Raw genomic sequence first — 25,826 nt, forward strand, 5'->3', positions numbered from 1 at the left:
GGAGCGTCAAGAATGACCAAAGCAATCAAACCAAAGGGAACACCACCACGCGGCGTCTGTTTTTGCCGTGAATGCGGACATCCGTTTTATCCGCGCCGCGAAGATCAGGAATTTTGCGCCTATCAGTGCCGCACTGCCTATCACAAACGTCGTTACGAACGCGGCGCGCAACTGTACGACTTTGCAATGAAGTGGCGCGGAAAACGCCTGAAGGGCGGCTTCACCCAGCTTTGCCAGATCATTGATGACTGGCTTCGCGATCAGCGCGAACGACACAAGGCGCATAAGGAAATCAAAGTCGAGTTTGAGCGCCAGCAAAAAATCGGGAAGGGGGCAGCTTAATGCAGAAATTTGCGATTGTACCGGTTGGCCGCAGTGGTGAAATCAAGACTGACAACATTGAAATCGCCAATGGCTGCGGATTTGGCTACAGCGCGTTTGTAAATATCGGTTGCGGTAAAATCAGTCGTGGTCAGATTAGGGAAATGGCGAGAGCACGCCACGATTCCATGCGCGAAAACATCAAGGGGATTTTCGGACCGTGCTTTAGTCAAGCATGGAACGAACTGGACAATGACACGATAAAACTGAACATCAAAGACATGACCGCTGCGGTTAAAGCCATCGGCCTTGATGTGGAGGATAACGATGAAGAAACGGTATGACGGCACTCTTTGCATGAATTGCCGAATCACAAGCAGCGATCATGACACGATCAAAGGGCATAGCTATCGGCATCAATCAGGCCCTGTCAGTGACGAGGTAATGATGGTGCTTGATATCGGACCTGTCTGCATTCAGCACCCCGACCCGCAATATTTTCGCGACCTGATCACCCAAGCGCAAAACGCCTTGAAGGCTACGGGCTATGACCCGATGGAGGAAAGGGTATGAGCAAAAGTAATTTGCCCCTTAAGTCCTTCATCGAGGCTATGGCGCGCCAGCTATGCCTAAGACGCAGGCAGGCATTTTACGGCATGTCACGACACAAAGCGCAAGCAGATGCTTTTGGTATTTTAGATATGCTTTCTGAAAACGGGACGCCCTTTGGTCATCCATCCATGAGCTGGAACAAACAAGCCGCCACAGAAACAGCGAACGCTTATCTGGACGGCGAATTCACCGGCGGAGAGCCGTTGCCATGAACTTCAATCACTTTCTACGGGATTTAAAAAATGTATCGGAGGATGATCATGTCACGCATTAAACCAGCGTTCATTCCTACGCCCCGTGTCGTGACCAGTCCGGTTCAGGTTGCGACGTTTCTTGGTCGCAGCGAAGAATGGTTTCGCCAGCGCCGGGAACGACTGGAAGCCGACGGATTTCCGCGCAAGGACAGGCTTTTGGATGGTTGGGACCTGGACGCGATTAACGCATGGCTCGACAAACGTGCAGGTTTGGGGCAACACTTGTCGCCGGAGTCAACGATAAATCCGTGCGACGAGGTATTCGGAATTGGGTAAAGTGGATATACCCTACGTAGCGAAAATCAGGGCCAGAGGGCGGGATTATTATTATTATCGCCGCGACGGTCAGCGCATTCGCCTGCATGATGCACCGGGCAGCGAGGCATTTAACGCCCGATATAACGAGGTTCATCAGTCCTTTGAGAACCCCCAAAATCACGCAAGTGAAAGTAGGGTTGTTCCCGGTTCGTTGGCGGCCCTGATTATCGCCTATAAAAAAAGCCCTGACTTTAATCAGCTTGCCGAGAAAACCCGCAGGGATTACCGGCGTTATCTTGACCGCATGGCAGAAGATATCGGCAAAGCCACCGTGCGACATATCGAACGTAAGCACGTCCTGTCGTACCGCGACCGCTTTGCCAGTACACCGCGCACCGCAAATTATTATATGCAGGTTATGCGCCTGTTATTCACGTTCGGGATCGATCATGGCTGGATGAAGCAAAATCCTGCTTTGCGACCCAAACAGTTGAAAACAGGCGAAGGGCACCGGCCTTGGGAAGAATGGGAAATTGATGCTTATCGCAAGACTTGGCCCGTTGATACGGTCGAGCGGGTTGCTTTTGAGTTGCTGATCAATACCGGCCAGCGTGGCGGTGATGTCGCAAAAATGACACGACAGCAAGCCTACAAAGGTGAAATCTCCGTTGCCCAGGACAAAACCAAAGAACGACTGTGGATTCCGCAATCAAATGATTTGCGCGCGGTTTTAACACCTTGGCTGGCATCGCACGATCATATGGTGATTTTAACGACCGAAACCGGACGCCCCTTCAAGATCGACTATTTCCGGCGCGTCATGCGCGAAGCCAGGGCAAAGGCAGAACTGCCAAAAGATTTAAGCAGTCACGGCTTGCGCTATACCGCAGCGCGAATTTTAAAAGAGTTGGGCTGCGATACGGAAACGATCCAGTCCATCACAGGGCATCGAACCGAGCAAATGGCGCGCAAATATTCTGACAAAAAAAGACGATCAAAGGTTGCAATTGATCGCTTGAACCAAGCCCGTTTGGAGACGAAATAACATGGTTCGTCAGACAGGAGTGTAAAACACGCACTGACAAAAGTGTAAAACATTGAAGATGAAAAAAACAAAACCCCGGAAAACGCGAACGTTTTCAGGGGTTTGATTGGTGGGCGCACGGGGACTCGAACCCAGGACCCGCTGATTAAGAGTCAGCTGCTCTACCAACTGAGCTATGCGCCCATCGTAAGATGGTAACATCTGACCGATTAAGGTGTCGATCAAGTGCGGAGCGGGTTATAGCCTTCCGGCGGCGGGCTTGTCCAGATCAATTTTGATCCGAGCCGGATTTTTTGCATTTTTGTTAATGGCGTCCGTCATCATTGCCCTGGCGCGAGATGCGCACATCGCGGTGGATGCTGATGCTCATCAGCAGGCCAAAACTGACCAGGATGGTCATCATCACCGTGCCGCCATAGGACACCAGCGGCAATGGAACCCCCACCACGGGGATAAGCCCCATCACCATCGCGATATTGATGAAGACATACAGAAAGAATGTGGTGGTGATGCCAATGGCCACCAGGCGGCCAAACTGGTTGGCGCAGCGCAGGGCAATGACATAGCCATAAACGATCACCAGGGTATAAAGCAGCAACAGGGCAATGCCGCCCACCAGGCCAAATTCCTCGCCCAGCATGGTGAAGATAAAGTCGGTCTGTTTTTCCGGCAGGAAATTAAGGTGGCTTTGCGAGCCCAGCATGAAACCCTTGCCAAACAAGCCACCAGATCCCAGGGCGATTTTGGACTGGGTAATATGATAGCCCGCGCCGAGTGGGTCATTTTCCGGGTTGAGGAAGGTGAGAACCCGGTTTTTTTGATAGTCGCGCAGGAATTGCCAGCCAATGGGAATGGCGGCCAGCGCCCCGCCCAGAATAACGCCGAATTTCCACATGCGGACTCCGGCCAGCCAGAAAATAACGCCCCCCCCGGCAATCAGCAACAGCGCGGTGCCAAGGTCCGGCTGGCGCAACACCAGGGCGGCAGGTGCCATAACCATCAAAAGCGGCGGAATAAGCAGCGGAATGCGCCCGGTTTCCTCAATCGTCAGGCCGTGAAAATAGCGCGCCAGTGCCAGAACCAGCGAGATTTTCATCAGTTCGGAGGGCTGTAACTGGAAAAAACCCAGATTGATCCAGCGTTGTGCCCCCATGCCAATATCGCCCTTGATCTCAACGGCGACCAACAGAATCAGGGAAACGACATAGGCGGCATAGGACATTTTAAGCCAGATGCGCACATCGGTCAGCGCAATCAGGATCATAAAAACCAGCCCGGCGACAAACCGCATCATTTGTCGTTCCGCCCAGGGTTGAAGGGACCCGTTGGCCGCCGAATAGAGCATGGCAAAACCGATGCAGGACAGGATGGTCAGCAAAAGCACCAGCGTCCAGTTCATTAATAACAAACGACGCCCCAAAGGCACATAATCGGGGTCCTGGCCAATGCGATAGCGCGATGCCATTTAGCTTTCCTGTTTTTTGCTGGAGGTTCGCAAAATTTGTGACGCCGACTGGATGTTTACGGCAGAAACACCGGGGCGACTGGATTTGAGCTCCTGTGCGCGGGTAAGAAGATCACGCGCAATCGGTGCGGCCACGCCAGAGCCCGACCCGCCATGCTCTACCACAACAGCACAGGCATAGCGCGGGTTTTCAACCGGGGCAAAGGCGATGAACAGCGCATGGTCACGGTATTTCCACGGCAATTCTTCATTCTTGAGAACGCCGGTCTGGCGTTCGTGCATGGAAATGCGACGCACCTGGCTGGTGCCGGTTTTACCGGCCATTTCCAGCCCCTTTATTCTAATGCGCGAGCGATAGGCCGTGCCGCGCAATTCGTTGGTCACGCCATTCATGCCGTCGCGAACGTAATTCAAATGCTGGCGCGGGATGCCCAGATCGGGGAATTCGGCATCGCTGCGCGCGGTAATATCATCTGGCGCGACATGATCGCGGGTGAGATGCGGGGTGACCGCCTTGCCCGATGCCAGACGGGCCGTCATGGTTGCCAGTTGCAGCGGTGTGGCAAGCACATAGCCCTGACCGATGGAGCAAATCAGCGTTTCACCGCCCTGCCAGCGTTTGCCAAGCTGGGTTTCTTTCCATTCCCGTGTCGGCATCAGCCCGCCCCGTTCAGAGGGCAGGTCGATACCGGTTGGGTCGCCAAGGCCCATGCGCTTTGCCATTGCGGCAATTTTGTCGATGCCCAGCTTCTGCGAGACCTCGTAATAATAAACGTCGCAGGAATGCTTTAGGGAGTCGTGCAGATTAACCCAGCCATGCCCGCCGCGTTTCCAGCAATGAAACCGTGCATTGCCCAGATCAAGATGCCCGGGGCAGAAAAAACGCTGTTCCGGCGTGATAACTCCGGCCTCAAGGGCGGCCAGGGCGACACAGGTTTTGAAGGTGGAACCGGGCGCATAGGTGCCGTTAACCGCCTTGTTTGATAGCGGCGCATATTCGTTATTGATCAGGCTGTCCCACAATTTGTGGGAAATACCGTTGGTAAAGCTGTTGGGGTCGTATGTGGGGTGGGAGGACATGGCAAGCACATCGCCATTGTAAACATCCATCACCACAGCAGCGGCACTTTCATATTCCGAAAGGCGCTGATTGGCATATCGCTGTAATTCGATATCGAGTGTCAGAACAACGGTTTCGCCGCTTTCGCCTTCCTCGCGGTCAAGTTCGCGAATGACGCGGCCCAGCGCATTGACTTCCACCTGGCTGGTGCCAGCCTTGCCACGCAAGGACATATCATAGGTTTTTTCAATGCCGCTTTTGCCAATGCGAAATCCCGGTAGTTCCAGAAGCGGATCGCCGGTCAAATCCCTTTCGGCCACGGCCGCAACGTAACCCAGTGTGTGGGCCAAATGCGGGCCTTCGGGGTAATCACGGGACCGCCCGGCATCAATGATGATGCCCGGCAGGTCGGGGGCGTTTACGCCAACCCGGGCGACTTCATCCCAGGTCAGGTTATCGCGCACTGTAACAGGGACAAAAGACCGGCGACGTTTTACATCTTCTTCAACGCGGTCAATTGTTTCAGGGGCTATTTCAATGACCTGGGATAGGATTGTCAGTGTTTTGCGCACATCCGGGCTTTGTTCGCGCACGATCAGGATATGATAGTTTTGGCGGTTAACCGCCAGCGGTGCGCCAAACCGGTCGGTGACGATGCCGCGCGGGGGTGGTAGCAGGCGGTGCGAAATGCGGTTGTCATCGGCCAGGGTGGCGTAGCGGTCACGCTCCATGACTTGCAGATAATACATGCGGGCGGCAAGGCCGGTCAGCAACACGCCCTGTCCCGCGCCCAGCATAATGGCACGGCGGGTAAACATGCGGTATCTGTCTGAATCTCGGTGCCACATTGGTAGGTCGGTATCCGTGTTCGGCTGCTATGTTGCGAAGCACAGCAGGCAAAGGCAATGTTATTTTACCGCTGGCGGGCGGATATGAAAACCATCTTGTCAGCATTGAGGCCGGTTTTACGGCTAAATGCAGGCAGTGCAACAAAACAATAATGGCCGGTCACTGGCGGATGATCCCGACTGTTGAAACAGCGTGGAATCCGTCAAATTTGCGGTTGGTCCGAATGCTGGTGCCGGTCCCTGATTACAGATTGCGCAACAGCCCGTTCTGAATGCGCACCAAAATCCAGGCCACCAGCGGAAACATGCCAGCGGTGATCAGGTAACTAATCATCAATGGCTGAAAAGGCAACAGCGCCCCGCTTAACGCCGAACTAAATAACCATTGCAGCAAAAATGCCGGACCGGCGACAATGGCAAACCCCCACCACATGACGGTAAAGGCCTTGTTGTGAAAGAACCGCCCCTGATTGGCGCTGGCCGCCTGTACCAGAAGAAACACCAGCGAGCTAACGCCTAGCGGCAACCCGGTTAACAAATCCTGGATCAGGCCCAGCATGAAGGCGGCAAAGCCGGTCATTAAATCCGGGCGGTTCACGGCCCAAAAAAACACGGCCATCAGGGTCAGGGCAGGGGTGACATCCGCCAGTTCTGGGACGCTATAGGGCAAAAGCCCGATCAAAAGCAGGACAAAAACGCTAAATGCCGGAACCGTCGATCTTGCGATGACGTCAAGGCGTTGCCATACGCCGGGTTTCACGGCCGGGTGCCTGCGTTACCTGATGGCGGGCTGGTGAAGGGTGCTTGGTCATCTGGCATACCATCATCGGGCAGCGGGGCCACACCTACACCGGTCGCAAGGTTTATGCCGTTAACGGTCTGGTTTTCCTGTTCAAGATGCGGCATGGAATGCAGGGCATCCGGGTCCTTTAGGATACCGGCCAGCCCATAATTGACCACACGCAGATATTCCACCTGGTGACGGCGAAACAGCGGGGCAACCCGCACGGCATTTTCCGATACCGACGAAACGATGCCCACCGGAATGCCTGGGGGAAAGGCGCCACCGTGACCCGATGTCAAAACCCGGTCGCCCGGTGCAATCGAGGCATCGGCGGTCAGGAAGGTCAGGATCGGCCGGTCGGTATTGTCACCTGATAGAAAGGCACGGTCGCGGCTGTTTTCGATCATGACCGGGATGCGCGAATTGATGTCGGTAATCAACAGAACACGCGATGCCTGATAACCGGCATCGGCAATCCGGCCAATCAACCCCTCGTCAGATAAAACGGCCTGACCTTTGTTTACGCCATCGCGGGTGCCTGCACTGATCATCATGCTTTGGGCAAAGGCACCGCCCATATCGGCAATGACGCGCGCGCTGACTTCGTGCTGAGCAGGCGGATTGGCAAAATGGGTCAGTTCGCGCAGGCGTTTGTTTTCGTAGTTCAGGTTCCGCGCAATCTGCTGCCAGGCCAGTAATTCGCGGTTTTCTTCGCGCAGGCGCAGGTTTTCCTCGTACAGATTGGCAAAACTTTCAATACGGCTGGTCACATCATCAATGCTGGCCGCCGGACGGGAGGCAAGACTCATGATGGGTGATACCAGATCAACGGCTGCCCCGCGAATACGTTCGATCAATACTGTGTCCGCCTTGCCCAGCAACATCAGGGCAAAACATGAAACAATCAGCAGAATGAACGCAAACCGGTGAAGTGCCGTACGGATCGGCGAAAAAATGCGCTGTTGTGGACCACTATGTTGAGCCACGTTTTTCCCCGTATTCCCCGCGTGTCGTCGAAAAACTATTCGTCGCAACTAATGATAATAAAAACGCCGAGTCGCGTCCAGTCAAGGATGCGGCCCGGCGTAGATTTTCTCACACAAACCTTAATAGGCGGTGTGCAACACGTTCCGCAGCATTTTCTTTTCTTCCAGAGCGCGGCCGGTACCCAGCGCAACACAGGAAAGCGGATCGTCGGCAATCGAAACCGGCAGGCCGGTTGCGTGGCGCAGCACGTAATCCAGGTTGCCCAGCATCGCACCACCACCGGTCAGAACAATGCCTTTATCAACGATATCGGCAGCCAGTTCCGGCGGGGTCTGTTCCAGCGCGACCTTGACGGCCTCGATAATGGCCGAAACCGGCTCGGCAAGGCTTTCGGCGATCTGACGTTCGGAAATCAGAAGTTCCTTTGGTACGCCATTCATCAGGTCGCGACCCCGAATTTCCATCGTGGCACCATCGCCATCGTCAGGCGCACAGGCAGAACCAATTTCCTTTTTGACCCGTTCGGCGGTGCTTTCACCGACCAGCAGGTTATGGGTGCGACGGATATAGGCAATGATGGCCTCATCCATTTTGTCGCCACCAACACGCACGGAGCGGGCATAAACGATACCGCCCAATGACAGAACGGCGACCTCGGTGGTGCCGCCGCCAATATCAACAACCATTGAGCCCGTCGGTTCGGTAACGGGCAGGCCAGCACCAATTGCTGCGGCCATCGGTTCGTCAATCAGCCAGACTTTGCGCGCACCGGCACTTTCGGCACTTTCCTGAATGGCGCGGCGTTCAACCGCCGTGGAGCCCGACGGCACACAAATAATGACTTCCGGGCTGGCAAAATTGCGCCGGTTATGCACCTTGCGAATGAAATGCTTGATCATTTCTTCGGCAATGTGGAACTCGGCGATGACGCCATCACGCAACGGGCGGATCGCCTGAATATATCCAGGGGTACGGCCCAACATCAGCTTGGCTTCTTCACCAACCGCGAGAACCTGTTTTTTGCCTTTCTCGTCGGTGATTGCAACGACCGAAGGTTCGTTAAGGACAATTCCGCGTCCCTTTACGTAAACCAACGTGTTGGCGGTGCCAAGATCGACCGCCATGTCGGAGGATAATATCCCAAGCAGTTTGGAAAACATTCCTGCCCTATGCCCCGGTAATAGAAAACTCTTAAACGCGAATGTATCGCTCTAGATAGCGCAGCGAGAGCGCCTATGCACGAATAAACTGCAACGGATTGCGGAATAGTTAAGGCCGCCCCTGCCTTTGCCGTGCTTAACGTGAATTTGCCCTTTTTGACCAGCAGAAAGGTTGATATCAGATCGCGCCGGCATATGTGTTCAATTTATAATTGTAGTTTTAAGGGGCGCGACAGGGCCGGTCTTTGGAAAGGTCAAAAGGACTCGATAAATCCGGTAAAATGGTAGTGCGGCCATGATCAGCAAGATGTCCCCGCGCGGTGTTTCAGGCATGCCAACAGCATTTTTCCGCTGCCTTCCAGACCAAAAATCAACAATTCACGCGGGTTTCGTCGGGGGAGCCTGATCCCCGGGTGGTTTGCCAGTGATCGACAGTCATTCTGTCCTCATATATCGGCATTGCACCTGGCTATGCTGGCGCGGTGGGGATGCGTTGCTTGTCCCGGCTCTGTTTTGGGTGTTGCTGTGCCTTCGAATATTTTGTGCCGGTTTGCGATCATTTCAACTTATGGTCGTTGTTTTGGTGCAAAAGCAAAAACAGGATCAATTTGTCTGTGTAATGTTGATGAATGCAAAATAACGCCAACTTTTTACCGTATCTCACAGACTTGCGGCGGATCGTGGATATGATTGGCGGCAGGGTGGCGGCGCTAAAAATGTAAATCGGCAGAAACCCTGAGAGGGTGTGGTGCAGAAAATTTACGCCAGTTGCTGCAAAAAACGGGCGCATATCGCGATGAAGACACAGCAATGCCGACCGTGCGGAATGCGATATTTGGCCAGGATGGGGTAAAATTTCCGTTTAAGTTGAATTTTGACGCCAATTGGTCGTCTATATCGCATCAGGGACAGCGAATCGGCGGTAGTTGGCCTTTGTAATGCAAAGCGGGCGGCCAAATTGACCGCCCGTTGATAAAATATAGGATGCGGGCTGATCGTTTTAGCCCTGTTTTGCCTGGTTATGAGGCAATGGCGTCAGGTGCTGTTTTCTCGCTTTTGAGGATCAGCTTGTTGACCGCCGTCACATAGGCCATGCAGGAGGCAACAACCGTATCTGTGCTGGAGGCGTTGCCAATCACGGTACGGCCGTCACCTTCGAGTTTCACCGTCACCTGTGCCTGGGCATCGGTGCCCTCGGTTACGGCATGCACCTGATAGAGCTTCAATTGCCATTCATTATGCGGGTAAATTTCCTGAATAGCGTTAAAGGTGGCGTCAATCGGGCCGTCGCCGGTGGTTTTGGCGGTTTTGGTCTCGCCATTGACCGTCAGTTCCAGTTCGGCAACCTGCGGGCCCTTGGAGCCACAAACAACGCCCAAGGACACAAACTTAATGTGTTCGTTATCGCGCAGGCCGTCATCAACCAGGGCGACGATATCATCGTCATAAACTTCTTTTTTCTTGTCGGCGAGTTCCTTGAAACGGTCAAACGCATCCTGAATGGCGTTGTCGCCCATTTCGCCAAAGCCCAGTTCCTTGAGCTTTTCCTTAAACGCATGGCGACCGGAATGCTTGCCCATCACCAGGCTGGACTTGTTCAGCCCAATGCTTTCCGGTTTCATGATTTCATAGGTTTCGGCATGTTTCAGGTAGCCGTCCTGATGGATGCCACTTTCATGGGCAAAGGCATTGGCACCAACAATGGCCTTGTTGGGCTGCACGACAAAGCCCGAAACCGCCGAAACCAGGCGCGAGGCATTCATGATTTTGGTGGAATCCAGCCCGGTGGAATAAGGCATGACGTCGTTGCGGGTTTGCAGCGCCATCAGGATTTCTTCGAGTGCGGCATTCCCCGCACGTTCGCCCAAACCATTAATGGTGCATTCGATCTGGCGGGCACCAGCCTGAACAGCGGCCAGCGAGTTGGCAACCGCCAGCCCCAAATCGTTGTGGCAATGGACCGACAGGATCGCCTTGTCGATATTGGGCACGCGATTAAACAGCATGGTCATGGTCGCGGCATATTCGCTGGGCGTGGTGTAACCAACCGTATCGGGGATGTTGATGGTGGTGGCACCGGCGTCAATCGCGGCTTCTACGCAGCGGCACAGAAAGTCGTGGTCGGTGCGCGAGCCGTCTTCGGCGGACCATTCGACATCGTCGGTAAAGCGACGGGCAAAGGCGACGCTTTCGCTGACCTTTTCCAGCACGCGTTCCGGCTCCATCTGCAATTTGTATTTCATATGCAGCGGGCTGGTGGAAATGAACGTATGAATACGTTTCTGTTCCGCCGGGACGAGGGCTTCGCCGGCACGTTCAATGTCGCCTTTGGTGGCACGGGCCAATGAACAAATGGTCGGGCCTTTGATCTGTTTGGCGATTTCATTGACGGAACGGAAGTCGCCGTTCGATGCAATGGCAAAACCGGCCTCGATGACATCGACTTTCAGTTCGGCCAGCGCCTGGGCAACACGCAGTTTTTCATCGAGCGACATTGATGCGCCGGGGGATTGTTCCCCATCACGCAGGGTGGTGTCAAAAATGACGACGCGGTTGTCTTGCGAACTTGCCATGACTTCGTTTCCTGTTCTTGGTCGGGCCAGAATGCCCTGTAATCATATGAAAATATTCGGAAATTCAATGCGGGCCTGAAATGCGGCGCGGCTGGTTCCCCTGAGCTGCGAGGCGACGTCTCATACCGCTATGTCGGGTATGGTGGCCTCGGGTGGAACGCTCAGGGGCGGGTAAGTCGTAGCGACCCGCGAGCGGCACAACCTAGAAGACCCGATAGTAGAAGCGCATCAGACATAATCGCCCGCCCGTTTGCCAAAACGGCAACGGCGCATGTGGCGCGATTAATGTGAATGGTCTGTTCTGCGAACATCGGTCTTCTGATCAGGTAAAATCACAGTTGGTTGATGAGTTAATGTCAACGTCATGGACGATCAGGTCAAGTAATTTTTGTACTCTTCTAGCGTATTTTTTGCGCGTTTTTGCCAATGCGGGCGGTCGCGCCCGGCCAGCAGATTTTGTGATGCCCCTTTTTTTGGGGTGTTGGCAAATTTGCTTTGTTCAGGAACGGGCTGGTTTGGGTGTGAAAAAGTTTATATGTTCCCATCGTGCAGACCGTTGGCGAAAAGCCCGACATGGTATATGCCGGAAGATGCAGGCCGACTTTTTAAACTGGATGTAAAAAATGAATCTGTCACTTTTGGCAGCCTTTATTCCAACAGCCTTTTTTGTCTCGATCACACCGGGGATGTGCATGACCCTGGCGCTGACGATGGGGATGACCATTGGAGTGCGCCGAACCTTCTGGATGATGGCGGGTGAATTGGTTGGAGTGGCCATTGTTGCGCTGTCAGCGGCATTGGGGGTCGCGGCGGTCATGCTGGAATATCCGGCGGTTTTTGCCGTGTTCAAATATGTTGGTGGTGCGTATCTGGCCTATTTGGGCATTCAGATGTGGCGGTCACGCGGGCGCATGGCCCTGTCGCTTGATGCAACCGCCGGTATGGCGGCGGGCAAACCGGCAAAGGCGGCGGCATTGGCAAGCCAGGGGTTCGTTACCGCCATTGCCAACCCCAAAGGCTGGGCTTTTATGGTGTCATTGTTGCCGCCCTTTATTCATGTTGATCAGCCCATAATGCCGCAGCTTTCACTTTTGGTGACAATTTTGCTGATCACCGAGCTGGGCTGCCTGATCCTGTATGCAACGGGCGGTAAATCGCTGCGACATTTTCTGGAAAAAAGCGGGAATGTTCGCATTCTCAACCGCATTGCCGGTACCTTGATGATCGGGGTCGGGATCTGGTTGGCATCAAGCTGACTTTACAGCGGGGCGCAGTAACACATCGCAAACACCAGCCTTAAATAAGCTGTTTGACAGATAGCAGAGCGAGCCTGTTTGTAAGGATAGGAAGACCGAAAAGGCAAGGTTTTCAGTCTCTTTAGTCTATTCCCCGCCCCTTAAAATGGACTAGAATTTAGGGATAAATTATCTGCTTCGGGAGTGCCGGGATTATCAAAGTATCAAAAGCATCGTGCCGTTATTACTGGCATGGCGATGTTTGCGGGTTTGATTGTGGCGAAACGGGGCGCAGGAAAGAGTGATGGAGGGTCCGCGATGCCCAGCGGCCCGCCCAATAGCCGGGAAAAGCAACGGATGCGTGAATTACGCTGTATCATTTTTGAAAATATTGAAGTCATCAAGGCCATTACCGGACATCGCCGCCGTATTGGAAAGCCGTTGCCTGCCGGTCAGATCGGTAAGCTCAAAATCACCACCAGCCCGGAAATTGTCGTGACGCTGGAGCTGGTTCCTGATGACGGGCATTCTTTGTTCATTCCTTCATCAGGGGCGGAGCTTGCTGCGGCCCTGATTGCTTTTTGCATCGAGCAACGTGTACCGATGCCAGTTTCCGCCAAGAAGGCGCTAACGGTTCTTGAGGGAAATATCGCGATTAAAATTACCAAAAATTAGGAGGCGTTGTTTTAGTGATCGTGCCGGCCAAGCCGGCGCAACCAAAGCTACGCGCAATGCCGGATATAGGGGCAAAAACCGTTATACTGCAAGGGTTCTGGTCGGTCGCTGACCGGGTTTACCACTGCATCATTTTGCCCTTCAGGGCATTCATGCGTTCTTTTTCATCTTTGAAATTTTGCCCGGCGGTAATGCCATCCTGCACCTTGGTGATCATCAGCCATTCCTTGACCTTCATGAAACGCGGGGCCAGGAATTGATAGGTATCGCGCACCAGACGGACGGTTTCCGGCCCGCGTTCGGGCGTGAATTCCACCCAGCGATCAAATAGCGGTTCCCAGGCACGCAGGCGGCGAAACAGATCATCGCGTTTTGTGCGGATATATTGGCGCTGGGTGGTGAAATTGCGCAGAACCGACATGATTTCACCGGTATTGGCATCAATTTCGTCAAAAGATGTTTCAAACTGCTTCATGGCATCGTCGATCAGGCGAATGACCTGGGTGACGGTTTCAAGCACCCCTTTTTCATGGGCATAAATACGGCGTAATTCCTGCAGTTTGGAATTGACCATTTTGACCAGGCGATATTTCTCACGCAGGGTTTCAATATAGGCCAGTTCATCGGCGACCTGGTGCACCAGGTTGATCACTTCCTCGCGGTTTTCCCGGCCCATGCCCAGCTTGTCGGCGACTTCGTCAAAGGCATCATTGATTTTGCGTTTGGTGGCCGGGTCTTCGGCAATCTGCATCAGTTTTTCGGGGTCGGTGATCAGTTCTTCGCTGCCCGACATCCATGTCACAAGCTGCATGGTGACGCGGTTATAGGCGATTTGCTGGTGGTTGGTGTCAACCTTCCATGATGCTTCGCCTGTCAGAACTTCAAGCGGCAAATCGTCGCCCGGGCGCAGGACATTGATAAAATCCAGGGCCTTGTCGACAAGGCCGATCAATTCACCATCGTTGGATTCTTCGTCAATGCCAAATTCGCGGCAGACCGCACGCAAAGGCAGGGATACGGTAGAACCTTCGCTCATTTTCAGGACAAACAGCGATTCATGCGAGATGTCTGATTTCTGGAAATGGCATTCCTCGAACGTTCGGAAAATTTTGTGCTGAAGGTCAAGTTTGCGTTCGCGTATCTGCTTGTTCATCTTGCTGGTTCCGCCCGTTAAAGGCCTGTCTTTGCAGACGCTTGTTTGATTTTTGTTGTCGACAGGATGTGTTTTCCTGCGCATGCCAGACTGCTCGTAACGCCTTGCAACAGCAAAAATACCTTGTTCCCGTCACGTTTTGCAATCGCCATATTTGCCTTTTGACCGTTTTCCGGCCTTTGGGCGCACAACATTGCAAGATCGGCAACCATGACGTTTTTTTGTGAAATTCCAATGCTGTCGCGGCTTTATGGCCTTCATGTCATATTGGGACCGGAAGCATATGCGGCATGCTTAAGGGCATGCTAGTGTAACATGGTTCACCAATTATGGGAAAAAGGCCGAAAAACCGGGCAGGGGAACAGACCCGGATCAGTCGAGACGGATGCAGGTATTGCGACCAGCCTGTTTGGCGCGATAAAGGGCCTCGTCCGCCCGGTCGATGAATTCAAGAATATTCTCGCCGAGCTTCAGGCCGCTAAGCCCGATCGAAACTGTCAATTGGCCGAAATCTTTGCCGGTTTTTTTGTTGCGAATGCGCCGCGAGGATACATTCTGCCGCAGTTTTTCAGCCAGCTTTTCGGCGTTTTCCGGGGTTGTATCAGGCAGGATGATGGCGAATTCCTCGCCGCCATACCGGGCGACGGTATCGGCCCCTTTGGTGGAATTCACCAGCACGCGCGCCACTTCCTTAAGCACGCCATCACCGGCACGGTGGCCATAGGTGTCGTTAAAATGTTTGAAGCGGTCAATATCGATCATCAGCAGGGTCAACGGGTTGCCCGTTTCCATGCTGTTGGTCACAGCTTCACGCAAAGAGGCGTCAAACATTTTACGGTTGGCAATGCCGGTTAATGTGTCTGTCAGGGCGTCGCGTCGAACCAGTTCTAGCTCGTTGCGCACGCGGCGGACTTCGCCATGATAATGTTCAAGCGAGCCCTGAAATTCAACACAGCGCTGGCGGGTGTTGTTGGTGGTATCGGCAAGCCCGGTTGTAATGTCACGGACTTCATCAATGGTGATGTTGTTGTCGCTAAAGCGGCTGGCGGCATCGTCAAGATGCGAACAAAAACCTTCCGTTTCGCGCAAGACTTCGTCAACCGCATCCTCTACCCATTCAACGGCGGCCTGCAAGCCGGCCACACCGGCAGTCAGTTGCTTGTCAACGGCGCCAACGCCCAGATATTTGTGATACAGTCGGTAAACGGTTTCTTCGTTCAAATCCTGCGTATTGCGCACCAAAACCCGAATGATCTGGCTCAGTTCCGAAATTTCGTCGGCAAGATAGGCGTAGAAAACATGGTAAACCTGCGGGGTTGGTTGCAGGTTAAGGTCCGTAATCATTGCCATCGCGTTTTGGGCGATGTCTCGCGGGTTGGATATTTTTGTCGCAGCGGTCACTTGATGCTTATCCGATCCGGTATCCTAAAAAGGTTGGCTCTAAATCCCGCAGCGTTTGCTCTGTTTATATGATGGGCCGGTTTTCGTGCCATCGGACTTTTTGTCTTTACAGCCCCGATCACCAGACGTGTCAAATTTGTTTATTAATCTTAATGCACCCTTCTTGGTCCTAATGCAATTGTCTATCGCCGGTATGATCAGGAGTTTTGTCGTTTAGAGAATAATGGACGATACTTTTGGGTGTGATGTGTAATTCGTAAGAATAGTTATTGCCGGAAATGGCGTAAAAAGAACAGGTGCGCAGCGCTTTGAGAGCCATTTTGAAAAGGTCCAAAAGAAAACATTTCTTAATATATGATTTCGTTGCACCCCGGATATTTTTCGCGTTATTATCGAAACAATGCAGTGTTTCAGGGGTCACTCTGGTTGCCTTCCGGTTGAAAGGGGATTTGGGCTTGATCATTGGAAGACAGCAGGACTTGCACTGGTGTCCTTCCCGTGTGAAGGACATGCATATCAAACTTAAGGACGACTACTGATATGGCTACCGGAACGGTTAAGTGGTTCAACGCGACCAAGGGTTATGGTTTTATTACCCCCGATGAAGGCGGAAAAGATGCTTTTGTGCATATTACCGCGGTTCAGCGCGCTGGACTCCAGGGTCTTGATGAAGGCCAGAAGATTCAGTTCGAGCTGATTGAAGGTCGCAACGGCCGCATGTCGGCGGAAGATCTTGCTCTCCTCTAATATCGATTTGGATTGCAGCATTGCTGACAAACCGTTAACGCGCCGGTCACCGGCGCGTTAGTCGTTTATGGTGCCTGTTTGGGTCGCGGGCTTTGGGCTTTGGTTCCCGCCCATGCCGGGAGGACGGAACATGAAAAATTCCGATAAAACAGACGGGCGTCCCACGCCTGATGCCAATCGTCCCGGTTCGCCTTTATCCACCGGGTTCGCCATGCCCCCCGATTTTTCAGAACTGGTAAAATCGCCACCTGCTGATGCCCGCCATGTTGCGGACTGGCGCAAACAGGTGCGACAGGCCCTTCTTGCGGTTCGCCAGGATATGTCGGAAACGGCGCGTTCTGCCGCACAGGCCGAAATTTGCCGTAAGCTGGATGCGGTTTTGATCTCGCGCATTGTGCCTAAAAAGGCATGTGTTGGCTTTTATTGGCCGGTGCAGGGCGAAATTGATGTGCGTGATGTGATTGCCGATCATGTTAGGCGCGGTGGTGGGGCGGCTTTGCCGGTTGTAATCGCACGTCATCAGCCAATGGTTTTTTGCCGCTGGGCGCCGGGTTGCGAAATGACGACCGGTTTTGCCGGTATCGACATTCCCGCCAAGTTGGAGCAGGTTGTGCCCGACGTGATTTTGGCCCCCTTGGTGGGGTTTGATCAGCAGGGATACCGTCTGGGATATGGGGGTGGTTTTTTTGATCGTACCCTGGCAGCCCTTAAGACAAAGCCTGTCGTGATCGGTATTGGCTTAGCTCATGCCGGCCTGCCCAGTATTTTCCCTCACCCGTTTGATGTGCCGATGGATATCCTGATTACGGAAGAGGCCGTGCGGCATTTTTCATCATTCCCGCCGTCCTGAACTCGCCAGGTTGTAATAATGCCTTTAGCCTCGACATAAAATGGGACAGGTCCATGTTTTGAAGGGTACCTGTCCCGTGTATGTTGTTTGATCTTATGGTGCCTGCTGGTCATTCAGCCGCATGCAAATAATGGGCAACTGGCTGCGGGCGTTCCCGGATGGGCCGAATATTCTGGCGTTTTGCCAGGAAATCCGGGCGCGGGGAAGATGCCGCGAACGGCGCAACAACGCGGTTTTTCATGCTGTTATAAACGAAAAACGCATTGGAACGCGGAAACGGGGTGATGTTGTTGCCTGACCCATGCAGGGTGTTGCAGTCAAATATCAGCACAGACCCTGCGGGTCCGGTGGGGGCAACAAGACCATGCTTCCTTATCATTTCCGTCAGGTTTTGTTCGTCCGGCGTGCCGATTTTTTGCGCCTTGAGGGAGCTTTTGTAATTGTCATCCGGTGTTGCCCCGACACAGGAAATGAACGTCTTGTGTGAACCGGGTACGAGCATCAGCGGGCCGTTATAGGGCGTGTTTTCCGACAGTGTGATCGACATTGAAAGGGCACGCATGCGCGGCATGCCATCCTCGGTGTGCCAGGTTTCAAAGTCCGAATGCCAGTAAAATTCCTTGCCCTTGAAGGCCGGTTTGAAATTGACGCGCGACTGGTGAATGTAAACGTCATCATTCAAAATATGTTCGGCAATGGCGGCCAGCCGGTTATCTGCCATCAGGTCCAGATAGGTCCGGTTCTTTTCATGAATGCGAAACACGCTGCGCACGGCGTTGCTAGCGGGTTCGCGAATGACATCCTCTTCGCTTGCGCCGTTTTTGCGCAGGGTTTCGGCTTCCCGGCGAAGGGTGGCAATTTCATCGGCGCTAAAAACATTTTCGATGAACAAAAAGCCATTTTGCTCATAAAAATCTTCCTGCGCGCGGCTTAGAACCGTGCTGCTGCCCTTTCGGGACCAGATCACGGGGTCTTTACGGTCATAGATACGGGGTTCTTGGTCTTTGCGAGATCGATACATATCTTCAAGCATCTCATGCTCCTTTGCTTGCGCACTATCTGCATGCGTTGCATTGTAAAATGTCGCCCACACTTAACGACGTGCTCTGCCATCTGTTCCAGATATTTTCGGGAAAGTTCTGTTGCGTTTTTCAAATCCCGAACGCGGCGATATTCTGTTTTTGAATGGCAGATTTTTTGCGCCGACAACGATCCTTTTCAGGACCGGGTACGGAAGCCTGCATAATGCCTGTTTGGCCGATATGGAAGGGCAGGTAAGGAAAATTGGCTGGGGAACCTGGATTCGAACCAGGACTAACGGAGTCAGAGTCCGTGGGTCTACCGTTAACCTATTCCCCAGCAGTACCCGGTATGCAGCCATGATTGCTGCGCGGATGAGTGGTTAACCGAGGCGGCGTTGCTTGTCAATAGAGGGCGGGGAAAAAACGTTTCTTTGGGTGTTGTTTTCAAATTCCGCCTTGGGCTTTGGTCCCGCAATGGTATGACTGTTCTGTGATGTCTGTCATTATGGTCATGCCCGATATCCAGCCCTGACTGCTGTTAAGAAGACAAGAGATAAGAGCCCGCAATGCCCGTGCTGTTTTATGGTGATCCGCACCGCAATTTTGATCCCCTGGTCGAGGCTGTTCAACAGCACCGCCCTGAACATGTTGTTATTGTGGGCGATCTTGATTTGCAGCGTCCCTTTCGCGAGGTGTTGGCGCCGGTGATTGATCGGGGTGTTCAATGCTGGTGGATTTTGGGCAATCATGACTGCACCGATGCCGCCCAATATGACTTTCTGTTCGAGGATTATCCCGAGGGGAATTTGGGTAATCGTGCGGTGACGATGGCGTGCCGGGATGGTGATATTACCGTTGCCGGTTTGGGCGGGATTTATCGTGGGCGCGTTTGGTACCCTATTGGACATAAAAGCCCGGTTTTCCAAACGCGAGAGGATATGATTGCCGTTACACGGCACCATGCGCGCTGGCGCAAGGGTATTCCGCTGCGCCAGCGTGATACGATCTTCCCCGAGGATCACGAAATTCTATCCGCGCTGTCCTGCGATGTGTTGGTCAGCCACGAGGCACCTTCCTGCCATGAATATGGTACACTGGAAATTGACCGATTGGGCCTGAAAATGGGGGCCAAATTGTTTGTGCACGGGCATATGCACCACAGTTACATTGGCAAAACGGCCTATGGTACGCCGGTGCGCGGCCTGGACGGGGCTGAGGTATTTTTGCTGTCCGCTGAGGATTTGTAAGCAAGTTTTTATTATACTGTAAAAAGGCTTCAGATGCCCAAAACATCCTCCGCCAGTACCCTGAAAGCTGTCTTGGCGATTGTGGTTTCCGTTTTGGCGCTTTCGCTGGGCGATGCCATTATCAAGGCGGCAAACCTGTCCTTGCCGTTGTGGCAGATGTTTATTCTGCGCTCTGCACTGACGATTTTGCCTTTGATGTTGCTTGTCTGGCATCGGGGGGCGGGGTTTCGTGTTTCGCGCTGGGCTGTGCTGCGAAGTGTTTTATTGGTGGTGATGTGGCTGAGTTACTATGTCAGTTTGCCACGGGTGCCGTTGTCCTTGGCTGCTGCGGCGTATTACACCAGCCCCATTTTCATTTTGATAATTGTAGCCGTTCTGTCGCGTAAAATTCCATCCGTTCGTGCGCTTCTGGCAATCGTTCTGGGTTTTGTCGGGGTGTTGTTTGTTATTCGCCCCGATATGGCCGGGTTTGACGGGGCCGCATTGTTACCTGTCTTGGCTGCAATTTTGTATGCCTGCGCGATGGTGCTGACATCGACGAAATGTCAACGTGACGACCCGTTTGTTCTGGCCGTTGTTCTGAATGTGGCCTTTATTTTGTCTGGCCTCCTGCTAGGAATGTTTTCCGGTGTTAAGGGATCGTTCCTGGTGGGGCCGTGGCAGCCCGTTAACGTCGATTTGATGCTGATGGTCGCAGCGTTGGCGGTGTTGATTTTGATTGGCAGTGTCGGGGCAGCTGTTGCTTATCAAATCGGGCCGCCTGCGGTGGTCGCGGCGTTTGATTACAGTTATCTGGTATTTAGCGTGATCTGGGGAATGGTCTGGTTTGGCGAGATGCCGGACTTTTGGGGATTTGCGGGCATTGTGCTTATTGCATCGGCCGGATTGGTGGCCGCGCAAAGAGAGAAGGTCAAAGCGGCAATGTCGCGCGATTGATGCCTGTCCGGTAAGGGGATTTAAGAAATACCCATCCGACATCATGACTGTCGCGTTTTGAAAGTATATCTGTAAGGAGATATTGGCTGGGGGACCTGGATTCGAACCAGGACTGACGGAGTCAGAGTCCGTAGTTCTACCGTTAAACTATCCCCCAGCAGAACTTTTATGTCACGCCGTTTGGCGTGGAGCGGTGTTTATAAAAACGCCTGGGGTTTGGCAAGCGTTTTTTTGAAAATTTGTCATTTTCTGATGCGAAAACGACGGATCGCCCCTATATGAAACTTTATAAATTGTCCTGACGGTTTTGTGACCGGCCCCATTGATTTAACCACAAAGTAAATGGGGGATTTGCGTTATTTTGCATTCTCGGTACACTTATGTGACAGATTCGGCGTTTTCGTGGTCACACTGTTTCCAATTCGCCATGTTGTCTCGTGGCAGGGGGGATGTTATCGCGGAAATGACGGTTTACGTTGACACTCGGCAAGAGAGGCCCAAATGGAGGCCCTCGGTAACAGGCAAAGGATAATGTGAAGGTGGCACACGGTTTTCCCCATAACGCATCCGGCGGGTCGGTCAGGCTCGATTCCGGGAATGTTGTGCCCGGGGATCGCGCGTTGAAGGCACCTTTGCAGGGTCAAGCCGGTTCTACGGCTGGGCATGCCCGTCATCTCAGCAGTCATCCTCCGCTTTTTGGTGCCATTGACCTTGGCAGTTCTAATTGCCGGTTGCTGGTGGCGCGCCCGTGCAATAGCGGCTTTAAGGTCGTAGATGCCTTTTCGCGCGTTGTACGCCTGGGCGAAGGTGTGCGCGAAAAGGGGTATTTGTGCCAGGGGGCGATGGACCGGGCGATTGAGGCATTGCGGATTTGTGCCAAAAAACTGCGCAAGCATCCCGGTATTAAATTGCGCGCGGTGGCGACCGAAGCCTGCCGTTCCGCCGATAATCGCGACGAATTTATCCGCCAGGTCGAGGCGGAAACTGGCATTACCCTTGATATTATCAACCCCGAAGAAGAAAGCCGCCTGGCCCTGCAGGCCTGTTCGGCGCTGCTTGATGAACGGCCTTATGGCATTGTATTTGATATTGGCGGCGGCAGCACCGAAATTTGCTGGATCAAGGTGGCCAAAACCGGGGAAACCAGCTGCATTGAAACCCTGTCCATGCCGTGCGGCGTGTTGTGTCTGACCGAACGGTATGCCGGTGTTGAAAATCGCCGGGACCGGTTTGAGGCCATGCGCAGCGAAATTCGCGAACGGTTGGAGGATTTTGCCCAGCGCAATTGCTGTTCGGATATTCTCGATGACAACAAGGTCCAGATGATTGGCACATCGGGCACCGTGACCACCTTTTGTGGCATAGCCCTTGGCCTTGAACGCTATGAGCGCCATAAGGTTGATGGGTCTGATTTGCGGTTTGACGATGCCGAACGTGTAACCGAGCTTTTGTTGCGCATGGAAGCGGACAAACGCAAGGGCCATCCGTGTATTGGCAACCAGCGGGCCGAACTGATGGATGCCGGGGCCGCCATTTTTGCCGCCATTCGTGATATTTGGCCGTTGGCGACGTTAAAGGTGGCCGATCGCGGTTTGCGCGAGGGCATTTTGGTCGATTTGATGCGCGCGGACGGCCACGCTATTGACCCGTGCGAAGCGCGCCGTCATACAGGGGACCGGATACCGGTTTCTGTCTGACCGCTTTTGGCGGTTCGCGGCATCTTTGCCGGTCGCCCTTTTCATTTAGACATTTTAATTTCAGGATTTTCTTATGACCGATCAACGCAGCGGAAAAGGTGGCGGACGCCGCCGCAAGGGCTCGGCCATTGCCGCGATTGATACCGGCGCGCGTCGCGGGCTGCGCACGCGCGTTAAAAGTGCCAAGGGGCGCAAAATTTCCTCGACACGCTGGCTCGACCGGCAATTGAACGACCCTTACGTTCAGGAAGCCCGCCGTTTGGGCTATCGTTCCCGTGCGGCGTTCAAGCTGATTGAAATCAACAACCAGTTCGACATTCTCAAGCCCGGCATGCGGGTGGTGGATCTTGGCGCGGCACCGGGCGGCTGGACGCAGGTGGCGGTTGATATGGTTGGCTCCAAGCAGGGGCGCGGCCAGGTTGTCGGGCTTGATATTCTGGAATGGGAAGGGGTGCCGGGCGCTACCTGCCTGCAGGCCGATTTCCTGGACTCTGCCGCACCGGACATGATCAAACATGCCCTGCAAGGGCCGGTGGATGCCGTGATCTCCGATATGTCGCCCGAAACCACCGGCCATCGCCAGACGGACCACATCCGCATTATTGATCTGGTAGAGCATGCCCTGTTATTTGCCGAGGAAGTCTTGGCCCCGAATGGCATTTTCATTGCCAAGGTGTTTAAGGGCGGTACGGAAACCGAGCTTTTGAACCGCATCAAGCAGCATTTCCGTGTCTCCAAGCATGCCAAGCCGCCGGCATCGCGCGCCGAAAGCCCGGAAACCTATTTGATTGCCACGGGTTTTCGCGGGCAAAACAATGCCGAAACCGATATTGCCTCGGCTGAATTGCCCGAAGACCGGGACTGGTCGCCGCTGTGACCCTGCGGCTTTAAGCTCTTCTATTTGGAACTGTGTTTTATGTGGCCCGCTTTGAGGTCGCACAGGCAACGTGCCGGAATAAGTTTCCGGCGCGTTTTTTGTTGTGTGCCAAGAGGCATTGATTTTGGGATTGGCAAAATTCAAAGGGGCGAATGCTTTTTTGCGTTAGGTCAAACACGCTATGCAAAAGGAGGGTTATAGATTTAGGGCGCTTTTCCGGGAGAGGGGTTTGGAGACGTGCGGGAATTGGAGCGGGGATTCCCTGGCAATTTCGGGAATGCGCGCGGGGCTGACATGGTTGTGGGTTGAAAACCCTGCATGTCAGAAATTTGGGGGTTTCTGATGAAGCAGGAAAATTTGCGCCTGACCGGGGTCGAGCGCCATTTTGACGAAAATGAAATCATCGTGAGCAAGACCGACCTGAAAGGGCGGATCACTTATGCCAATGATGTGTTTTTACGCATATCGGGCTATCGCGAGGATGACCTTTTGGGCCAGCCCCACAGCATTATCCGGCATCCTGATATGCCCAGATGTGTTTTTTCGCTGATGTGGGAGACCCTTGCCAAAGGGCGCGAGATTTTTGCCTATGTGATTAACCGGTCAGTCAATGGCGACCATTATTGGGTGCTGGCCAATGTAACACCCAGTTTTGGTGCCGATGGCATTATTCGCGGCTATCATTCCTATCGGCGTAAACCCCGGCGCGATGCGGTGACGGCCGCAGCAGGGCTTTACCGGCAGCTTTGCGCGGCAGAGCAGGCGTTGCAAAACCGGCGTGATGGCATGGCGCAGGGTACGGCGACCCTGACGGCATTTTTACAATCCCAGAGGATGGATTATGATCAGTTCGTTTTCGCTTTGTAAATTGTGTGTTGCCTGTTCGGTGGCCGCGTTTTTTCCGTTTGCGTTAACGATCATGCTGATCATGCTCGACCGATAACATTGCCGGGGGGCTGGCAGACACAAAAAAGGGGCTGTGCCAAACAGCAGCCCCATCGACCAGTATCTAACGGAAACGGAAAAACAATGCAGCAATAAAATTTCAGGGCTGCATTGTGTGGCTATCCCTTGGCATGGGAGCCATAACGTGTATAAGTTCCGCGCCAACTCAGATTAACGAGGTGGTATAGATGTCCCGTATCGAAGAAGCCCTGACTTTCGACGATGTCCTGATCAAGCCCGCGGCCAGTTCGGTCCTGCCGGCACAGGTACAAACCAATACCCGTCTTACCCGTGAAATCGAATTGCGTGTACCGCTGCTGTCTTCGGCAATGGATACCGTAACCGAAAGCCCGATGGCAATTGTCATGGCGCAGAACGGCGGTATGGGCGTTATCCATAAAAACCTTGATATTGCCCAGCAGGCCGAAGAAGTGCGCCGGGTAAAGAAGTTTGAATCCGGCATGGTCGTCAACCCGATCACCATTCACCCGGACCAGACATTGGCCGATGCCCTTGGCCTGATGGATGCCAACCATATTTCCGGTATTCCGGTTGTGGAACGCAACACCAAAAAGCTGGTTGGCATTCTGACCAACCGTGATGTGCGCTTTGCCTCCAACCGGGCACAGCCGGTTTCCGAACTGATGACCTATGAAAACCTGGTGACGGTGACGGAAAACGTTAATACCGACGAGGCCAAGAAGCTCTTGCACCAGCACCGCATTGAAAAGCTGCTGGTGGTGGATAATGACTATCGTTGTACCGGCCTGATCACGGTCAAGGACATCGAAAAAGCCAAATTGCACCCCAATGCCTGTAAGGATGCCAGTGGCCGCCTGCGCGTTGCTGCCGCCACCGGTGTTGGCGAAGAAGGTTTCCGCCGCTCGATGGCGCTGATCGAGGCCGAAGTTGATGTGCTGGTGATTGATACCGCCCATGGCCACAGTGCCGGCGTTATTGCCGCGGTCGAGCAGGTGAAGGCCCGTGCAGGCAAAACCCAGATCATTGCCGGTAACGTTGCGACCCCCGAAGCCGTTCGCGCCCTGATCGAAGCCGGTGCGGATGCCGTTAAGGTCGGTATCGGTCCGGGGTCGATTTGTACCACCCGCATTGTTGCCGGTGTCGGTGTGCCGCAGCTGACCGCCATTCTGGAATGTGCCGCCGAAGGCAATAAGCATGATGTGCCGATCATTGCCGATGGCGGCATCAAATTCTCCGGTGATATTGCCAAGGCAATGGCCGCCGGGGCCAGCACCTGCATGGTGGGTTCGCTTCTGGCCGGGACGGACGAAGCCCCGGGTGAGGTAATCCTGTATCAGGGCCGTTCCTATAAATCCTATCGCGGGATGGGCTCGGTCGGCGCGATGGCCCGTGGCTCCGCAGACCGTTATTTCCAGGAAGACGTCAAAGACAACCTGAAACTGGTCCCCGAAGGCATTGAAGGCCGCGTGCCGTATAAAGGCCCGGCAAGCCAGATCGTGCACCAGTTGGTAGGTGGTTTGAAGGCGGCAATGGGCTATACTGGTTCGGCAACGCTTAAGGACTTTACTGAGCGGGCAACCTTTGTGCGCATCACCAATGCAGGCCTGCGCGAAAGCCACGCCCATGATGTGACCATCACCCGCGAAGCGCCGAACTATCGCCCGGGTGCCTGAGCCTGGTGCTCTGGCGCGT

26 protein-coding genes and 3 tRNA genes are annotated in these 25,826 nt (G+C 53.7%); 16 read left to right on the top strand and 13 right to left on the bottom strand.

Features of this window, described 5'->3' with window-relative positions:
- Positions 1 to 12 precede the first annotated feature (12 nt).
- The 6 genes from LF95_RS03915 (at position 13) to LF95_RS03940 (ending at position 2,490) form a co-directional block, all read left to right on the top strand.
- The gene (locus tag LF95_RS03915) at positions 13 to 342 is read left to right on the top strand and encodes a hypothetical protein (protein ID WP_073953777.1); all 330 of its coding nucleotides are present in this window, start codon (positions 13 to 15) and stop codon (positions 340 to 342) included.
- On the top strand, positions 342 to 665 hold the full coding sequence (locus LF95_RS03920) for a hypothetical protein (RefSeq protein ID WP_073953778.1): 324 nt from the start codon (positions 342 to 344) through the stop codon (positions 663 to 665). Before LF95_RS03915 ends, LF95_RS03920 begins: the two co-directional genes overlap by 1 nt.
- Entirely contained in the window at positions 649 to 894 is a 246-nt protein-coding gene (locus LF95_RS03925; protein ID WP_073953779.1) for a hypothetical protein, read from the top strand. The genes LF95_RS03920 and LF95_RS03925 overlap by 17 nt, the downstream gene beginning before the upstream one ends.
- On the top strand, positions 891 to 1,145 hold the full coding sequence (locus LF95_RS03930) for a hypothetical protein (RefSeq protein WP_073953780.1): 255 nt from the start codon (positions 891 to 893) through the stop codon (positions 1,143 to 1,145). Before LF95_RS03925 ends, LF95_RS03930 begins: the two co-directional genes overlap by 4 nt.
- Positions 1,146 to 1,193: 48 nt before the next feature.
- A complete protein-coding gene (locus tag LF95_RS03935; RefSeq protein ID WP_143181933.1) occupies positions 1,194 to 1,463 on the top strand; it encodes a helix-turn-helix transcriptional regulator in 270 nt (89 codons plus the stop codon).
- A gap of 286 nt (positions 1,464 to 1,749) precedes the next feature.
- Positions 1,750 to 2,490 carry a tyrosine-type recombinase/integrase gene (locus LF95_RS03940; RefSeq protein ID WP_143181934.1) on the top strand — a complete coding sequence of 247 codons (741 nt, stop codon included), beginning with the start codon at positions 1,750 to 1,752 and terminating at the stop codon, positions 2,488 to 2,490.
- Between the two features lie 107 nt (positions 2,491 to 2,597).
- On the opposite strand, the gene LF95_RS03945 is transcribed toward LF95_RS03940, so the two are convergent.
- From LF95_RS03945 to LF95_RS03980, 7 genes are all read right to left on the bottom strand, one after another.
- Positions 2,598 to 2,673: transfer RNA gene (locus LF95_RS03945), tRNA-Lys, on the bottom strand.
- A gap of 121 nt (positions 2,674 to 2,794) precedes the next feature.
- A complete protein-coding gene (rodA, locus tag LF95_RS03950; protein WP_073953783.1) occupies positions 2,795 to 3,955 on the bottom strand; it encodes a rod shape-determining protein RodA in 1,161 nt (386 codons plus the stop codon).
- The gene (mrdA, locus tag LF95_RS03955; protein WP_143181935.1) at positions 3,956 to 5,833 is read right to left on the bottom strand and encodes a penicillin-binding protein 2; all 1,878 of its coding nucleotides are present in this window, start codon (positions 5,831 to 5,833) and stop codon (positions 3,956 to 3,958) included.
- 274 nt (positions 5,834 to 6,107) lie between these two features.
- The gene (mreD, locus tag LF95_RS03960) at positions 6,108 to 6,623 is read right to left on the bottom strand and encodes a rod shape-determining protein MreD (protein ID WP_073953785.1); all 516 of its coding nucleotides are present in this window, start codon (positions 6,621 to 6,623) and stop codon (positions 6,108 to 6,110) included.
- Complete coding sequence (gene mreC / locus LF95_RS03965; RefSeq protein WP_083607493.1) at positions 6,620 to 7,633, bottom strand: rod shape-determining protein MreC; 1,014 nt, start codon at positions 7,631 to 7,633, stop codon at positions 6,620 to 6,622. Before mreC ends, mreD begins: the two co-directional genes overlap by 4 nt.
- A 120-nt stretch (positions 7,634 to 7,753) precedes the next feature.
- The gene (locus LF95_RS03970; RefSeq protein WP_073953786.1) at positions 7,754 to 8,794 is read right to left on the bottom strand and encodes a rod shape-determining protein; all 1,041 of its coding nucleotides are present in this window, start codon (positions 8,792 to 8,794) and stop codon (positions 7,754 to 7,756) included.
- A 1,019-nt stretch (positions 8,795 to 9,813) separates the two neighbouring features.
- Positions 9,814 to 11,367, bottom strand: a complete 1,554-nt coding sequence (locus LF95_RS03980) for a 2-isopropylmalate synthase (RefSeq protein WP_073953788.1) — start codon at positions 11,365 to 11,367, stop codon at positions 9,814 to 9,816.
- Between the two features lie 623 nt (positions 11,368 to 11,990).
- Here LF95_RS03980 and LF95_RS03985 point away from each other — a divergent pair.
- Both LF95_RS03985 and LF95_RS03990 read left to right on the top strand, forming a co-directional pair.
- Positions 11,991 to 12,623, top strand: a complete 633-nt coding sequence (locus LF95_RS03985) for a LysE family translocator (RefSeq protein WP_073953789.1) — start codon at positions 11,991 to 11,993, stop codon at positions 12,621 to 12,623.
- A gap of 297 nt (positions 12,624 to 12,920) precedes the next feature.
- Positions 12,921 to 13,277: a hypothetical protein gene (locus tag LF95_RS03990; protein ID WP_252509647.1), complete on the top strand. Its 357-nt coding sequence runs from the start codon at positions 12,921 to 12,923 to the stop codon at positions 13,275 to 13,277.
- Positions 13,278 to 13,395: 118 nt separating this feature from the next.
- Here the strand turns inward: LF95_RS03990 and LF95_RS03995 are convergent, their stop codons facing one another.
- The 3 genes from LF95_RS03995 to LF95_RS04005 all read right to left on the bottom strand — a co-directional run bounded on the left by LF95_RS03995 (position 13,396) and on the right by LF95_RS04005 (position 15,831).
- Positions 13,396 to 14,430, bottom strand: coding sequence for a hypothetical protein (locus LF95_RS03995; protein ID WP_073953790.1), 1,035 nt, complete (start codon positions 14,428 to 14,430; stop codon positions 13,396 to 13,398).
- Positions 14,431 to 14,447: 17 nt separating this feature from the next.
- On the bottom strand, positions 14,448 to 14,642 hold the full coding sequence (locus tag LF95_RS04000) for a hypothetical protein (RefSeq protein ID WP_073953791.1): 195 nt from the start codon (positions 14,640 to 14,642) through the stop codon (positions 14,448 to 14,450).
- Between the two features lie 160 nt (positions 14,643 to 14,802).
- Positions 14,803 to 15,831 carry a GGDEF domain-containing protein gene (locus tag LF95_RS04005; protein ID WP_073953792.1) on the bottom strand — a complete coding sequence of 343 codons (1,029 nt, stop codon included), beginning with the start codon at positions 15,829 to 15,831 and terminating at the stop codon, positions 14,803 to 14,805.
- A 540-nt stretch (positions 15,832 to 16,371) separates the two neighbouring features.
- Here LF95_RS04005 and LF95_RS04015 point away from each other — a divergent pair.
- Together LF95_RS04015 and LF95_RS04020 are read left to right on the top strand one after the other, a co-directional pair.
- Complete coding sequence (locus tag LF95_RS04015) at positions 16,372 to 16,578, top strand: cold-shock protein (RefSeq protein WP_073953794.1); 207 nt, start codon at positions 16,372 to 16,374, stop codon at positions 16,576 to 16,578.
- Between the two features lie 130 nt (positions 16,579 to 16,708).
- The gene (locus tag LF95_RS04020; protein ID WP_252509648.1) at positions 16,709 to 17,428 is read left to right on the top strand and encodes a 5-formyltetrahydrofolate cyclo-ligase; all 720 of its coding nucleotides are present in this window, start codon (positions 16,709 to 16,711) and stop codon (positions 17,426 to 17,428) included.
- 109 nt (positions 17,429 to 17,537) lie between these two features.
- Here LF95_RS04020 and thpD read toward each other — a convergent pair whose 3' ends face one another.
- Together thpD and LF95_RS04030 are read right to left on the bottom strand one after the other, a co-directional pair.
- Positions 17,538 to 18,461 (bottom strand): ectoine hydroxylase, encoded by a 924-nt coding sequence (gene thpD / locus LF95_RS04025; protein ID WP_073953795.1) that lies wholly within the window; start codon positions 18,459 to 18,461, stop codon positions 17,538 to 17,540.
- 252 nt (positions 18,462 to 18,713) lie between these two features.
- A tRNA-Gln gene (locus tag LF95_RS04030) sits at positions 18,714 to 18,787 on the bottom strand.
- 229 nt (positions 18,788 to 19,016) lie between these two features.
- Between LF95_RS04030 and LF95_RS04035 the strand changes: the two genes are divergently transcribed.
- Together LF95_RS04035 and LF95_RS04040 are read left to right on the top strand one after the other, a co-directional pair.
- The gene (locus LF95_RS04035) at positions 19,017 to 19,697 is read left to right on the top strand and encodes a metallophosphoesterase family protein (RefSeq protein ID WP_073953796.1); all 681 of its coding nucleotides are present in this window, start codon (positions 19,017 to 19,019) and stop codon (positions 19,695 to 19,697) included.
- 33 nt (positions 19,698 to 19,730) lie between these two features.
- Positions 19,731 to 20,633: a DMT family transporter gene (locus tag LF95_RS04040; protein WP_073953797.1), complete on the top strand. Its 903-nt coding sequence runs from the start codon at positions 19,731 to 19,733 to the stop codon at positions 20,631 to 20,633.
- An 83-nt stretch (positions 20,634 to 20,716) separates the two neighbouring features.
- On the opposite strand, the gene LF95_RS04045 is transcribed toward LF95_RS04040, so the two are convergent.
- A tRNA-Gln gene (locus LF95_RS04045) sits at positions 20,717 to 20,790 on the bottom strand.
- A 382-nt stretch (positions 20,791 to 21,172) separates the two neighbouring features.
- Here LF95_RS04045 and LF95_RS04050 point away from each other — a divergent pair.
- From LF95_RS04050 to guaB, 4 genes are all read left to right on the top strand, one after another.
- Entirely contained in the window at positions 21,173 to 22,330 is a 1,158-nt protein-coding gene (locus tag LF95_RS04050; protein ID WP_252509649.1) for a Ppx/GppA phosphatase family protein, read from the top strand.
- A 73-nt stretch (positions 22,331 to 22,403) separates the two neighbouring features.
- Positions 22,404 to 23,207: an RlmE family RNA methyltransferase gene (locus LF95_RS04055; RefSeq protein ID WP_073953798.1), complete on the top strand. Its 804-nt coding sequence runs from the start codon at positions 22,404 to 22,406 to the stop codon at positions 23,205 to 23,207.
- Positions 23,208 to 23,549: 342 nt separating this feature from the next.
- The gene (locus LF95_RS04060) at positions 23,550 to 24,074 is read left to right on the top strand and encodes a PAS domain-containing protein (RefSeq protein ID WP_073954820.1); all 525 of its coding nucleotides are present in this window, start codon (positions 23,550 to 23,552) and stop codon (positions 24,072 to 24,074) included.
- A gap of 266 nt (positions 24,075 to 24,340) precedes the next feature.
- Positions 24,341 to 25,807 carry an IMP dehydrogenase gene (gene guaB, locus LF95_RS04065; RefSeq protein ID WP_073953799.1) on the top strand — a complete coding sequence of 489 codons (1,467 nt, stop codon included), beginning with the start codon at positions 24,341 to 24,343 and terminating at the stop codon, positions 25,805 to 25,807.
- Positions 25,808 to 25,826 lie beyond the last annotated feature (19 nt).

Origin of the sequence: Thalassospira sp. TSL5-1 (assembly GCF_001907695.1) — a bacterium.
Taxonomy (GTDB): domain Bacteria; phylum Pseudomonadota; class Alphaproteobacteria; order Rhodospirillales; family Thalassospiraceae; genus Thalassospira.